The 14,489-nt window shown below is 69.2% G+C and carries 10 protein-coding genes; 7 read left to right on the top strand and 3 right to left on the bottom strand.

Annotated elements, in window-relative coordinates; translation table 11 throughout:
• Positions 1-6: 6 nt before the first annotated feature.
• The 3 genes from C1J00_RS03860 to C1J00_RS03850 form a co-directional block, all read right to left on the bottom strand.
• Complete coding sequence (locus C1J00_RS03860) at positions 7-1,344, bottom strand: ABC transporter substrate-binding protein (protein ID WP_102907611.1); 1,338 nt, start codon at positions 1,342-1,344, stop codon at positions 7-9.
• 424 nt (positions 1,345-1,768) lie between these two features.
• Positions 1,769-2,860: a LacI family DNA-binding transcriptional regulator gene (locus tag C1J00_RS03855; RefSeq protein WP_102907610.1), complete on the bottom strand. Its 1,092-nt coding sequence runs from the start codon at positions 2,858-2,860 to the stop codon at positions 1,769-1,771.
• 564 nt (positions 2,861-3,424) lie between these two features.
• A complete protein-coding gene (locus C1J00_RS03850) occupies positions 3,425-4,438 on the bottom strand; it encodes a hydroxyacid dehydrogenase (RefSeq protein WP_180989395.1) in 1,014 nt (337 codons plus the stop codon).
• 451 nt (positions 4,439-4,889) lie between these two features.
• On the opposite strand from C1J00_RS03850, the gene C1J00_RS03845 reads away from it, so the two are divergent.
• The 7 genes from C1J00_RS03845 to C1J00_RS44430 form a co-directional block, all read left to right on the top strand.
• On the top strand, positions 4,890-6,239 hold the full coding sequence (locus tag C1J00_RS03845; protein ID WP_102907609.1) for an extracellular solute-binding protein: 1,350 nt from the start codon (positions 4,890-4,892) through the stop codon (positions 6,237-6,239).
• Positions 6,236-7,234 (top strand): carbohydrate ABC transporter permease, encoded by a 999-nt coding sequence (locus C1J00_RS03840; protein ID WP_102907608.1) that lies wholly within the window; start codon positions 6,236-6,238, stop codon positions 7,232-7,234. The genes C1J00_RS03845 and C1J00_RS03840 overlap by 4 nt, the downstream gene beginning before the upstream one ends.
• Positions 7,231-8,094, top strand: a complete 864-nt coding sequence (locus C1J00_RS03835) for a carbohydrate ABC transporter permease (protein WP_102907607.1) — start codon at positions 7,231-7,233, stop codon at positions 8,092-8,094. Before C1J00_RS03840 ends, C1J00_RS03835 begins: the two co-directional genes overlap by 4 nt.
• Positions 8,095-8,129: 35 nt before the next feature.
• The gene (locus C1J00_RS03830) at positions 8,130-9,659 is read left to right on the top strand and encodes a glycosyl hydrolase family 28 protein (protein WP_102907606.1); all 1,530 of its coding nucleotides are present in this window, start codon (positions 8,130-8,132) and stop codon (positions 9,657-9,659) included.
• Positions 9,656-12,997, top strand: a complete 3,342-nt coding sequence (locus tag C1J00_RS03825) for an alginate lyase family protein (protein ID WP_102907605.1) — start codon at positions 9,656-9,658, stop codon at positions 12,995-12,997. The genes C1J00_RS03830 and C1J00_RS03825 overlap by 4 nt, the downstream gene beginning before the upstream one ends.
• 25 nt (positions 12,998-13,022) lie before the next feature.
• Positions 13,023-14,273, top strand: coding sequence for an alginate lyase family protein (locus C1J00_RS03820; protein WP_102907604.1), 1,251 nt, complete (start codon positions 13,023-13,025; stop codon positions 14,271-14,273).
• A 102-nt stretch (positions 14,274-14,375) separates the two neighbouring features.
• Positions 14,376-14,489 (top strand): carboxylesterase family protein (locus C1J00_RS44430; protein WP_146046131.1); only part of this gene is annotated, 114 nt, incomplete at its 3' end.

Raw genomic sequence — 14,489 nt, 5'->3', positions numbered from 1 at the left:
AATGCCTCAGCCCTTGACGCTGATACCGCGGGACTTCAGGTCCTTGACCGTCCACTCCTGCATGTGCGCGAGCAGGTCGGTGACCTTCTCCTGCTTGTTGACGACCTTGGCCCAGCCCGCCTGCATCTCCGTGAACATCGCGGTCCAGTTCGGTCCGAAGGTCCAGTCGGTGGTCACCGTGCCCAGGCTGTCCGTCACGACCTTCTGCGCCGGCTGGTAGTTCTTGCCGAGCAGCTTCTGCGAGATCGACTCACCGACGTAGGAACCGCTGTCCTTCAGCGCCGGCATCACGCCGTTGCCGGTCTCCGGGCTCGCCATCGTCTTGACCGCGTCCTGGTTGGTGGACATCCACAGGGCCGCCTGAGCGGCCTGCTTCTGGTTCGCGCACTGCTTCGTCACCAGCGTCACGCCGCCGGTCAGGTTCGTACCGGCCGGCGTCTTCGCCGCCTCACCCTCGTATGCCGGCCAGGGCGCGAGCGCCCAGTCGCCGAAGGACTTGGTGAAGTTCTGCACCATGCCGGCCATCTGCCAGGTGGAGATCTGCCGGGTCGCGGTGGCACCGCTGTCGTAGCTGCGCTGCACGGCCGCGTAGTCGGCGAAGGACAGCTTGGCGTTCAGGTCGTTGTCGATGATCTCCTGGATCACCTTCGCGGCCTTCAGGGTGCCCTCGTCCTGGAAGTTCACCTTCCAGGCGTTGCCGTCAACCGCGTACCAGTGGGCCCCGGCCTGCATCGCGAGCACCTCCAGGGTGCTCGGGTCCTCACCGGCGTAGTTGGTGATCTTGATGTTGTGCTTCTTCAGGACCTTGCCCGCGGCGATGAAGTCGTCCCAGGTCGCCGGGGGCTTCAGGCCGTACTTCTGGAAGATGTCAGTGCGGTAGATCGTGAACTGGGGCGCCGAGCTGGTGGGCACGCCGTAGAGCTTGCCCTGCACCTGTGCGCTCGCCCAGGCGCCTGTGTTGAACCGGCCCTCCTCGCCCTCGACGTACTGCGTGATGTCGGCGAGTGCGCCCTGCGACACCCAGCTCGTGACGTACTCGGCGGTGTTCTGCACCAGGCAGGGGGCGTTCTCGGCCTTGACCGCGTTGGTCAGCTGCTTCTGCATGGTCAGCTGGTCGGTGACCTTCGTGTACTTCAGCTGGATGTCCTTGTGCGAGGCGTTGAAGGCCTTGACGACCGCCTCCTGGCCGTTGGCCCAGCCCCAGAAGGGGAGCGTGACCGGGCCGGACTTCGATGCGGCGTCGTCGCCCGAGGCGGATCCGCCGCAGGCGGAGAGCAGGCCTGTCAGCGCGATACCCGCGACAGCGGCGGAGGCGAACCTTCTCCGGGGGCTGGTGAAGTTCATCTGACCGTGATCCTTCGGAATAGGGCGTTCTCAGAACGAGAGGACGGCGGCGGCTCGGGGTGCCGGCCAGGAACGGCGGCCGGAAAACGTCGGCTCGCGGTTGCGGGGGGTTCGGCCAAGCGGAAGCTGTAGTAAGCGGTTGCTGGGACCGTAGGCGGATGTGTCCGCGCATAGCAAGAGGTGCGCGGAAATTTGTTACGGCGGATGGTCGAGCGGGTTGCCGCTGCGCACGCCGGAGCGGCTTCCGTCCTGCGGCGCATAAGGGCAGTTCAGAGGGTTTTCGGATGCGCCGCGCGCAGATTCGGTGGACGTGGCGACGCGCCTCGGAGCGCACTGCGGCGGATCAGGAAACCGGTTACGTAACGTTCTCTAGCGTCTTGGTTGATCGTCCTCGGGCTGGGGGCCACTGCCCCCGTAGTGCGAGCTATCCGCGAGGGGCGGGCGGCTGGACCGAGTTGCGGACCACGACATGGGTGCCCAGCACCAGATGGTCGCCCTCGGCGCTCCTGCGGCGGCCTCCGCCGCCCTCGCGCCGGTCGGCCACCGCCCGCAGCGCGACCCGGCCCATCTCCTCGTACGGCACGTGCACAGTGGTCAGTTGGGGCGTGAGCTGCGAGGCCAGCGGGATGTCGTCGTAGCCGACGATCGAGACGTCCTCGGGGACGCGCAGGCCCGCCGCGCGCAGCGCCTGCATGGCACCCGCGGCGACCACGTCCGTCCCGGCCAGCACCGCGGTGAAGTCCGGCGACTCGTGCAGCGCCGTCTCGACGGCCTCGTACCCGTGCTCGTAGTCGTATTGGCCGTGCCGCACCAGCCCCGGGTCGAACGGCACCCCGTAGGCCTCGAAGGCCCGCTGGGCGCCCCGCAAGCGGCCCTGGGCGGTCGTCAATTCGGCGTGCCCGGGCAGGACGAGGACGCGGCGGTGGCCGGCCGAGAGCAGGTGGCTGGCCATCGCGTAGGCGCCGCCCTCGTTGTCGTAGTCGACGGTCGTCGCCGGAACGTCGCCCTCCAGCGGGGGCCGGCCCACCAGGACCAGATGCGAGCCTGCCGCGTCCAGGGAGCGGGCGAAGCGGGCCATGCGCAGCTGGTACTCGTCGTAGTCGTAGGCACCGCCGAGCAGGATCACGGCGGCGACGCCCTGCTGGCGCATGAGGTTCACCAGCGCGAGCTCCCGCTCCGGGTCGTCGCCGGTCGTGCCGACGAGAGAGAGCCAGCCGCGCAGGGTGGCGGCGCCCTCGACGCCCTTCGCCACGTGGGCGAACGCGGCACCGGTGATGTTGTTGATGAGGATCGCCACCGTCGGTGTGCCGCCGCCGGCCAGCGAGCGGGCGTGGGCGTTGGTGACGTAGTCCAGGTCCCGGACCACCTTCATCACCCGGCGGCGCAGCTCCTCCGACACCGGGTAGTTGCCGGACAACACCCGGGAGACGCTGGCCACGGAGACGCCCGCGCGCTCCGCGACATCACGGATGGTCGCCCGGCCGGCGTCACTCGTCGTCGCCTTGCGCTGACTCACCCTTGCGGCTCCTTCGCGGTAGTGACCCGGTCCGTTGCGGTCCGGTTGTGCGGTGCGGTTGTTGCGGTCCGGTTGTGGTCGGCCAGACTTCTCGTGGCCGGTGGCCGGTGGCCGGTGGCCGGTGGCCGGTGGCCGGTGGCCGGGGCAGGCGCCCCGGGTCCCCGGGCGCCCGGCCGTGGTGCGCCGGCCACCCCTGCGGCGGCGCGGCCGTGGTGCCTCGGTCCGGCCGGGAATGCGGCACGCCGGGACATGACGCGCCGGTGCGCGCCCATGCCCGACCGGACACTCCCGCTCCGCCGCCCCGCCGCGCCGCCCCATCGACTTCCGAGGCGTTGCCTTGTCGCCTCACCGAGCCGTCGCCCCACCGAGCCGGTCGGACTGATCGAGCCAGTCGAGCCGATCGAGCCGATCGAGCCGATCGAGTCAGTCGAGCCGGTCGAGCCAATCGAGCGATCGACCCCACCGCACCGGCCGCCGAAGCCACCGGTGCGGAAACCGTATCCCATCGTTACCCCAGGCTGGAGGGGCTGTGGACAACCGGTGTCACGGCCCGCCGCGGTGAAGTCACGCCACCCGCGCCAGATCCGCGTGCCGCACCTCGTGGAGCGGCGGTACGCCGGCCGCCAGGCGCTCCAGGTCCTCGACGACGATGCGGCCGAGCCGCTCCAGTTCGTTGCCGAGGGAGCCGGCGATGTGCGGGGTGAGGAACACGTTGGGCAGGTGGTACAGCGGCGATCCCGCGGGCAGCGGCTCCGGGTCGGTGACGTCCAGCACCGCGTTCAGCCGGCCGGAGACCAGCTCGTCGGTGAGCGCCTCGTGGTCGACCAGCGCACCGCGGGCCGTGTTGATGAGCACGCCCCCGTCCCGCACCAGGGCGAGCCGGTCGCGGTCGAGCATGTGATGGGTCGCGGGGATGTCGGGGGCGTGCAGGCTCACGATGTCGCTGTGCCGGAGCAGGTCCTCCAGGGACAGCGGCTCGGCACCGAGGGCGGCGGCCTCGGCGGGGCTCACGTACGGGTCGTGCAGCAGGACGGTGAGGTCGAAGGGCCGCAGCAGTTCCAGCAGGCGGCGGCCCACGCGCGAGGCGCCGATGACGCCGACGCGACGGCCGAGGTTGCCGGTCGCCGCGGTCTCGGCGGGGCCCGGGTAGGCATGGTTCCGGCGGAAGCGCTCGCGGTGGTCGAAGGCGTCCTTGCCCAGCAGCAGGATCATCGCGAGCGTGTACTCCGCGACCGGCACGGCGTTGCCCGTCACCGCGCTGGACACCTTGATCCCGCGCTCCCACAGGGCCTCGCCGACCAGGGAACGGACGGAGCCCGCCGCGTGCAGTACGGCGCCGAGCTCCGGGGCCGCCGTGAGGACCTCGGCGTCCAGACGCGGGCAGCCCCAGCCGGTGATCAGCACCTCGGCGGAGGCCAGGGCGGCGGCACCGGCCGGATCGGCGAAGTCGCGCACCACCAACCCGGGATCGATGTCGGCCGTGCGCCTCAGCCGCTCCATCAGCGGCGGAGGGAAGAGCAGCGGGAGGTGTACCGGGTCCATCGCGAACACGGCCCGCGGCAGCTGAGGGCTGGGCATGACTCTCCTGGAGCAGGGGGATAGAAACAGTTTCAGAAAGCGTCTTCTACCGTAGGTCTGTCGGGAAGCGATGGTCAATCGCCCGGCTGAGGCGAACTTTGGGGGAGTCGATGCAGGTCCACCCCGGCGCCGAAACCCTGCACCGTCACAGTTTCCGGAAATCGATTACTGCGTTTTCGGTGTCGAGCAGTCAGTCCCGGGAGGCCCGCCTTCGGTGTGATGCCGCGCTGAGGTGGCCTGTAGCAACCGGTTCCCGACCATTCCTGCCCCAAAGTCTTTTCGAAAATCGGCCCAGGCACTTGACGCCTCCTCCTGGCCGGAAGAAGCTCTGCCCCACGCACAACAACCGGTTGCCGAGCAGTTGCCACGCAGTTGCCCAGCAATCTTCTCCGGCCGGTGTTCCGTCATCCGGCCGGTATCACGAACAGCAAGAGCAGGAGGTGGTGCGTTCATGCACCCACGTGCCGGTGCATCCCTGAGCCGCCGCCGATTCCTCGCCCTCTCGGCCGCCGGCGCCGCGACCGGCACGGCGTCGCTGAGCGGCTGCGCGATGCAGGTTTCCAGCGGTGTCGGCGGCGGCGGCGAGACCGTAACGATGATGGCCAAGCCCGACGACATCTCCCCGGAGCTGATCCGGCAGGCCCGGAAGGACATCGGGGTCAAGATCGTCACGGTGCGGTACGACATCACCAAGCTCATCGGCATGATGACCAACGGCGCGCCGCCCGACCTGGTGCGCGGCGTCGGCGCCACGGACGCCCCCTACTTCGCGGCCCGCGACGTGATGGAGGACCTGGACCCGTACTTCGCCCGGAGCACAGTCCTCAAGTCCGGCGACCTCGACCCGGTCAACGACCTGTGGCGCTACGACGGCCGGACCCAGGGCAGGGGCCCCCGCTACGGCATGGCGAAGGACTTCTCCCAGGACTCCATGTTCTGGTACAACACCGCCCTCTTCGACAAGGCGGGCGTCGGCCACCCGCCGGAGACCGAGCCGGTCACTTACGAGGAGTGGCTGGAGAACGCCAAGCGGCTCACCCGGCGCCGCAACGGCCAGACGATCGTCTTCGGCGGCAGCTACAACGGCGTGCTGACACCCAACCTCCTCGCGAGCCTGACGGCGGCGGCGGGCGGGAACCTGTTCAGCGACGACTTCTCCCGCGTCGACTTCACGACCCCCGAGGCCCGCAAGGCGCTGAACTGGTACATCGAGTACGGCCGGGCCAAGGTCGGCCCCAGCATCGTCCAGCCGGACCCCAACACCTGGGACGGGCCCACCTTCCAGGCGAACCGCATGGCCATGTCGAATTCCGGCTACTGGCTCGGCGGCCTGATCAACTCGGACAAGAAGCTGGCACCGCTCTCCCGCCTCGCCCCCGCCCCGGTGTTCGAGGGCGGTCAGCGGGTCAGCCCCTGCCAGGCGGGCACCGGCCTGTGGATGCCGAAGAAGGCGAAGAACAAGGACGCGGCCTGGCGGGTCTTCGAGTGGTTCTTCGGTGAGGGGCCGGCCCGGGCCCGCGCCTCCGGCGGCTGGGGCATCCCCACGCTGAAGTCCCTGCGCCCGCTGATGCCCGCCCAGGAGGACTACCAGAAGCGGGTGCTGAAGGTGCAGAACGCCGAGCTGAAGCACTTCTCGGTGATCGCCTTCACGCCCTACGCCTCGGTGGACTCGCTCTACGCCCTCTTCAACCAGGAGGCGCCGGCCGCGATGAAGGGTCACCTGTCCGTCGACGCCCTCGCGGGCCGCCTGAACTCCGTCATGAACGAGCAGCTGAAGCGCGGTAAGGAGCAGGTGGGATGACGGTCGAGCAGATATCCGTCACCGGAAGGTCCGGCCCCCCGGCGGCGAGCACCGCCCGCCCGGCCCCGGCCGAGCGGCCCAAGATTTCCATGACCGGCCGCAGGCACCGCGCTTTCTACCTGTTCACCGCGCCCTGGATCATCGGTTTCCTGCTGCTGACCATCGTGCCGATGGCGTACGCGCTGTGGCTGAGCTTCACCACGTACGACGGCATCTCGCCGCACTGGCGGTACGTCGGACTCGGCAACTACACGGAGCTGTTCTCCGATCCGCAGACGTGGAACTCCCTGGGCCGCACCGGCCTGTTCGCGCTCACGTCGGTACCGCTTTCGATCATCGCGGGGCTCGGGCTGGCCGTCCTGGTCAACCGGCCCATCAAGGCGCGCGGGCTGTTCCGCACCCTGCTCTACCTGCCGGCCGTGGTGCCCCCGGTCGGTGTCGGCCTCACCTTCAAGGCGCTCTTCGACCAGAACTCAGGTGCCGCCAACGGCGTCGTCACCCTGTTCGGCCTCGACGCGCTGGGCTGGCTCGCCGACCCCTACGCCCGCTACGTGCTGCTGATGAGCGTGCTGTGGGCGGCCGGAAACGTCATGATCATCTCGCTGGCGGGGCTCCAGGACGTACCCCGGGAACTCCACGAGGCCGCCCGGATCGACGGGGCGAGTGCCTGGCGGACCTTCCGCAGCATCACCGTGCCGCTGCTGTCGCCGGTGCTGCTCTTCCAGACCGTGACCGGCGTGATCGCCTCCGTGCAGACCATCATGCCGCTGCTGCTGTCGCCGGACGGCACCACGGCCGGCGTCACCGCCCTGCCGCAGTCCAACTACCTCTACATGATGCACGTCTTCTCGCAGTACTTCGCGCTCGGCCGCTACGGCTACGCCTCCGCACTGCTGTGGGTGCTCTTCGTCCTGATCCTGATCGTGACCGGACTCATCTTCAAGTTCACGTCCGGCGTGGTGTTCTACAACGTCGACCCGGAGGCGAAGAAGTGACCGCCACCAGCCTGCCCCCGAACTCGGCGCCCCCGGTGCGGGTACGCGTCAACCGCCTCGTCCTCTACACGGTCCTCGTCGCCCTCACCGGGCTGTTCATCGGCCCCTTCGGCTGGCTGATCCTCTCCGGCCTGAAGACCCCGGCCGAACTGGCCGCCTCGCCCGTGCACTGGCTGCCCACCGACTTCCAGTGGCACAACTTCGCCGACGCCTTCAACCTGATCGACTTCCTCGGCTACGCCCGCAACTCCCTGATCATCGCCCTGATCTACGCCGTGCTCGTCACGCTCAGCTCGGCCTGGGTCGGTTTCGGCTTCGCCCGCCTGGAAGCCCCCGGCAAGAAGACGCTGTTCGGCATCCTCATCGGCTCGATGATGCTGCCGCAGATGATCACACTGCTGCCGACCTACCTGATCTTCGCCAAGCTCGGCATGGTCGACACGTACTGGCCGTGGGTGTTCTGGGGACTGGCGGCCGCCCCCTATCTGGTCTTCCTCTTCCGGCAGTTCTTCGCCGGGCTGCCCCGTGAGCTGGAGGAGGCCGCGATCGTCGACGGCTGCGGCTACGGCACGATCTTCTGGCGGATCTTCCTGCCGCAGTCCTGGCCGGTGCTGTCCGCGAGCTTCGTGATCGCCTTCACCTGGTCCTGGGGCGACTACATCGCTCCGCAACTGCTGCTGTCCACCGACAAGTCGACGCTGGCCGTCGCCGTCATGAGCACCTACGTGACGTCGGCCGGAACACCCGTCGCCAATCTCCAGGCCGCGGCCTCCGTGATGTACGTCGTCCCGATCCTGCTGATCTTCCTGATCGCTCAACGCGGTTTCGTCGCCGGGATGTCGACGACCGGCCTGAAGTAACACCTCTTACCGAACCTCTTCGCAAGGAGTTGCGCATGAACAGCCCCCTGTCTCGCCGAACCACCCTCCAGGCCGCCGGTGTCATCGCTGCCGCCGGCTTGGCCGGCAGCCTCGTGGGAACCACGCAGGCCGCCGCGGCGGATGACGCCGGCACCACCGGCGACAGCGTGGTCATCCACCCGCCCCTTCCGAAGGTGCCTGTCAACAACTCCTTCACCGTCAAGGTCCGGCCTGCCGGAGGCACTTGGCAGAAGCTCGGCGTCTACCTCGCCAAGCTCGCACAGATCGACCCGAACACCGGCAGCAACAGACCCCAGAACTCCTCCTGGGCCGCCTTCGACTTCTCCGGCACCGTCGAGGTCGAGGTCACGTACAACCCGGGCGGCGGCGAGAAGGTCCGCATCCGCCCGGACTCGTACGGCATCAAGCCCGAGGTACTCGGCAGCACCGCGCGCTTCACCCTGGACCGGCCCCGCAACGTCGTCGTCCAGGTCGACGACAAGATCTTCGACTGCCTGCACCTGTTCGCGAACCCGCTCGAGAAGGACGTGCCCGCCGAGGGCGACAAGAAGGTCATGTACTTCGGGCCCGGTTTCCACACTCCCACCGACAAGATTTTGAAGGTGCCCAGCAACACCACTGTCTACCTGGCCCCCGGTGCGGTCCTCAACGCACACGTGAACATCGAGGGGGCGGAGAACTCCCGGGTGATCGGCCGCGGCGTGCTCTACGACTCCCCCGTCGGCGCGATGTTCATCCGCAAGTGCGAGAACATCACGATCGACGGCATCACGATCCTCAACCCCCGGTACGAGAACGTCAGGGTCGCCGAGTCCCAGAACATCACCATCAAGAACCTGCGCGCCTTCAGCCACCAGGGCTGGGGCGACGGCATCCAGCTCTACTGCTCCGAGAACATAACGGTCGACGGCTGCTTCCTGCGCACCTCCGACGACTGCGTCGCCCTCTACACCCACCGCTGGGACTTCTACGGCGACACCCGCAACATCACCGTCAAGAACTGCTCCCTCTGGGCCGACGTCGCCCACCCGATCAACATCGGCGTGCACGGCAATTCCGAGAACCCCGAGGTGCTGGAAAACCTGCGCTACGAGAACATCGACATCCTCGACCACCGCGAGCCGCAGGTGACCTACCAGGGCGCCATCGCCTTCATGGTCGGTGACAGCAACACCGTCCGGGACGTCAGGTTCGACGACATCCGCGTGGAGGACTTCCGCTGGGGCCAGCTCATCCACCTGCGGGTCGAGTACAACCCGAAGTACAACACGTCGGCCGGCCGCGCCATCGAGTCCGTCTACATCAAGGATCTCAGCTACAACGGCAAGAACGCCGACCTCTCGATCATCGCCGGCCTCGACGCGGAGCACGCGATCAAGGACGTCACCTTCGAGAACCTCCGCGTCAACGGCAGGGTGATCGCCGACAGCGGGGGCAAGCCGGCGTGGTACCTGGCCTCGGACGGCGTGCCCATGTTCGTCAACGAGCACGTGACGAACCTGAAGTTCCTCACCACCGCCGAGGCCGAGGCAGCCGCGTCATGATCACTTCTGCTCCGAGCCGCCGGAACTTCCTCGGCGGCACGGCGGCCCTGCTGCTGGTGGCGGGCGCGAGCGGACTGCTCGCGCCCGGCACCGCCCGGGCCGCCGCCCAGGACGGCACCACCGGGCTCCGCGCCTTCACGCACCCGGGGCTGCTGCACAGCGCCGACGACCTGGCCCGTATGAAGGCCGCCGTCGCCGCCGAGGAATCCCCGATCCACGACGGCTACCTGGCGCTCGCGGCCCACGCGCGCTCGAAGGCCACGTACACCATCCAGAACACCGGCCAGATCACCTCCTGGGGCCGCGGCCCCACCAACTTCCAGAACCAGGCCGTGGCCGACTCGGCAGCCGCCTACCAGACCGCGCTGATGTGGTGCGTCACGGGCGAGCGTGCCTACGCCGACAAGTCCCGCGACATCCTCAACGCCTGGTCGGCGTCCCTGACGGCCGTCACCGGCGCCGACGGCCCGCTCGGCGCCGGGCTCCAGGTCTTCAAGTTCGTCAACGCCGCCGAGCTGCTCCGGCACAGCGGCTACGACGGCTGGGCGAAGGAGGACATCGCGCGCTGCGAGGAGTCCTTCCTGCGCGTCTGGTATCCGGCGATCTCCGGCTACATGCTCTACGCCAACGGCAACTGGGACCTGACGTCCGTCCAGTCGATCCTGGCCATCGGCGTGTTCTGCGAGGAGCCCACCCTCTTCGAGGACGCGCTGCGCTTCGCCGCCGCCGGCGCGGGCAACGGCAGTGTCGCGCACCGCATCGTCACCGACGCGGGACAGGGCCAGGAGTCCGGCCGCGACCAGGGCCACGAGCAGCTCGCGGTCGGCCTGCTAGCGGACGCCGCGCAGGTCGCCTGGAACCAGGGCGTCGACCTGTACGCCTTCGACGACAACCGGCTGCTGCGGAACACCGAGTACGCCGCCCGCTACAACCTCGGCGGCGACGTGCCCTTCGTCCCCGACCTGGACCGCACCGGCAAGTACGTCAAGACCACCGTCTCCGACAAGGTTCGCGGCAACCTGCCCCCCATCTACGAGATGGCCTACGCGCACTACGCCGGAGTCCGGGGCCTCGACACCCCCTACACCAAGGCGGCCGTCTTCCGCGGCACGGGCGGTGCCCGGGTCGTCGAGGGCAGCAACGACGACCTGCCGAGCTGGGGCACCCTCACCTTCGCGGGGACGAAAGCCCCGTCTCATGACAAACCCACGGCTCCGGCGGGTGTCACGGCGGTGGGCGGCGACAAGGCCGTCACCGTGACCTGGGTGCCGTCGGCGTGGGCCGAGTCGTACACGGTCCTGCGGGCGACCAGCGCCGACGGACCGTACGAAAAGATCGCGACCGGTCTCGACAAGCCGGCGTACACCGACCGGGACGCCCACCCGGGCAAGCCCTCCTACTACACGGTGACAGCCACCAACTCCCGGGGCACCAGCGCCAGGTCCCCCTGGGCGGCGGCGGTTGCCAAACTGCCCGATCCCTGGAAGACGCGGGACATCGGGAGCGTCAGGATCCCCGGCTCGGCCGTCTTCGACGGTGAGCGGTTCGTGCTGGAGGCGTCCGGCACCGCCGACACCCACCGCCTGGCGTATCTGCCGCTGGGCGGCGACGGCACGATCACCGCGCGGATCGTGTATCCGCTCAGCTCCCAGTACTCAAAGATCGGTGTCACCGTACGGGCGGGCCTGGACGCGGACGCCGCCCACGCCGCCATGCTGATCCAGGGCCTGCCGCTGCACACCTGGAGCGGCGTGTGGTCCGTACGGGCCAAGGCGGGTGCCGGGGTCAAGGGCACCGGCAGCACACCCGTGCCGCCGTCCCAGCAGGAGGCGATCACCACGAGCGCCGGCTTCCCGATCTCCTCCCTCGGCACGCTGCCCGAGTCGGCGACCCCGATCGAGGCCCCGTACGTCGAGGGCGCGGGCGACGGCTACCGGATGCGCATGCCGTACTGGGTCCGCGTGACCCGCCGGGGCGACCGCTGCACCGGCGCCATCTCCCCGGACGGCATCCGCTGGACCGAAGTCGGCTCCAGTGACGTCAAGTTGGGCCGCACCGCCTACGTCGGTCTCACCCTCACGTCCTGCCTCGGCGTCGACGAGGAGTACGCCGAGACCGGCTCCGGAGCCTTCGACAACGTCAGCGTCGTCTCCCGTACCGCCGGGGAGGTCTGGTCCGTGCCCCGCCCGGCCACCGCCGCCGGTGACCTGCGGGCCGTCGCGGGCGCCGACGCGGTCGAGCTGGCCTGGACCGATCCGGACCTCTCGGCCCGCTACAAGGTGCTGCGCGCCGCAGCGGCCGACGGCCCCTTCGAGACGATCGCCACCGGCATCGGCGCGGTCGGCTTCGGCACCCGCGTCCGGTACGCCGACGCCACCGGCACCCCCGGTACGACGTACCACTACGCCGTCGCCAAGACCAACTGCGCCGGACGCGGTCCCCTGTCGGAGTCCGCCGCGTCGGCGATGCCGACCCCGGCCAAGCCGCAACTCATCTCCGGCGCCACGGCGTTCGCCAACAAGGGCGCGCCCTTCAGGCACCTCCTGCGCGCCTCGCACGAACCGATCCGGTTCACCGCGGACGGACTGCCCGACGGCCTGCGCGTCGACAAGCGCACCGGCCTGATCTCCGGAACACCCACGCAGACGGGCGAGTTCAAGGTCAGCACCAGCGCGGGCAACGCCGCCGGGGACGCCACCGGCACCCTCACCCTCACGGTCGGCACCCCGCCGCCCGCGCCCTGGACCTACGGTGACCTCGGCGACGTCATCCTCGACGAGTGCGCCTACGGCACCCTCGGCGTGGTCGCCGTCCCGACCCCCGGCAGCACCGCCCACCACGACGGGACCTTCGTGGTGCGGGGCGCGGGGACCGACCTCACCGTCAACAACCAGGGCATGACCGGCCAGTTCGTACGACGGCCCGTCACCGGCGACTGCGAGGTCACCGCTCGCCTGCTCTCCCGCGCCGGAGCCACCGGTGACCGGGTCGGCCTGCTCATGGCCAAGTCCCTGTCGCCGTTCGACCAGGCGGCCGGGACGATCGTCACCGGCGGCACGAGTGCCCAGCTGATGCTGCGCACGACCGTTGCCGCCCGGTCCACCTTCACGGGCAACGCGGCGGTCTCCGCCCCCTGCCTGCTGCGGCTGAAGCGCACCGGGACGCACTTCACCGCATCCGCATCGACCGACGACGGCGCCACCTGGACCCCCCTCGCCGAGGGAGACATCCCCGGCTTCGGTGACGCCCCCTACTACGTGGGCCTCGTGGTCTGCTCCCGCAGCCCCCTGACCCGCAGCACCACCGAGTTCGACGAGGTGAGCATTACCCCCATGTAGTACTCCACGGATCGGAGAACCCCACATGAGCCGCACGTCCCCCCACACGCACCACGAGAGCGGCGCAGTGAGCCGCCGCGGTCTGCTCAAGACCGCCGGCGGCCTCACCGCAGCCCTCGCCCTCGGCGCCACCGCCACCGCCACCACGGCGACCGCGGCCCCGGCGACCTTCACCCACCCCGGCATGCTGCACAACTGGGGCGACATCAACCGGGCCAAGGTCAGGGTCGCCGCGGGAGACGACCCCTGGCTGTCGGGCTGGACCAAGCTGAGGGAGAACCCCCACTCGCAGTCCACCTGGACCGCCAGGCCGCAGTCCATCGTCTACCGGGGATCGGGCACTCCGGAGAACTACTCGCTCCTCTACAACGACATCGCCGCCGCCTACCAGAACGCGCTGCGCTGGCAGATCGCCGGCACCGCCGCGAACGGCGACTGCGCCGTGCGCATCCTCAACGCCTGGGCGAACACGCTCACGTCCGTCCAGGGCAACGCCGACCGGTACCTGGCCGCGGGGATCTACGGCTGGCAGCTCGCCAACGCCGCCGAACTCATGCGCGGCTACGCCGGGTTCGACCTGAACAAGTTCAAGCAGATGATGCTGAACGTGTTCTACCCGCTGAACAACAGCTTCCTGATCAACCACAACGACGCCTGCATCACCAACTACTGGGCGAACTGGGACCTGTGCAACATGGCCTCGATCATGGCCATCGGGATCCTGTGCGACGACGGCGCCAAGTACGACCAGGCCGTGAACTACTTCAAGAACGGCGGCGGCAACGGCCAGATCCGGCGCGCGGTGCCGTTCCTGTACCCGGGCGTCGAGGGCTACGACCTCGGCCAGTGGCAGGAGTCCGGCCGCGACCAGGGCCACACCATGATGGGCATGGGCCAGATGGGCGCGATCTGCGAGATGGCCTGGAACCAGGGAGAGGACCTCTACTCGTACGACGGCCGCCGCTTCATGAAGGCCGCCCAGTACGTCGCCAAGTACAACCTGAACATGAACGTGCCCTTCACCACCTACACCTGGGGCAGCGGCCAGAACTGCTCCCAGCAGTCACACACCGCGATCAGCTCCATCTCCCGCGCCCAGCCCCGCCCGGTGTGGGCCATGCTCCACTACCACTACGGGCGGCGCCTGCTCCTCGACGACAAGTACATCTCCCAGATGTGCTTCTCCCTCGACGCCGAGGGAGGAGGAGGCGACTACGGCACCACCAGCGGCGGCTTCGACCAGCTCGGATTCGGCACGCTGATGTACGCGAAGTAACCCGAACAGCCCTCCCACCCGCTCGTGCACCGGAATACCGGGCCACAATGAGTTGCTCTGATCTTCACGGTGCACGAGCGCGGTGAGGGGGCTGGTGGACGTATGACGGCTGACCGGACGGACCCCGTGGTGAGGACGCCCTTCGGTGCCCTGCGGGGCCGGTACGAGCGCGGTGTCGCGGTCTTCCGCGGCATCCCGTACGCCGCCCCTCCCTTC

Origin of the sequence: Streptomyces cahuitamycinicus, assembly GCF_002891435.1 — a bacterium.
Taxonomy (GTDB): domain Bacteria; phylum Actinomycetota; class Actinomycetes; order Streptomycetales; family Streptomycetaceae; genus Streptomyces; species Streptomyces cahuitamycinicus.
Note: the sequence above shows the minus strand (reverse complement) of the source record. Positions and strands in the feature narration are given on the sequence as shown.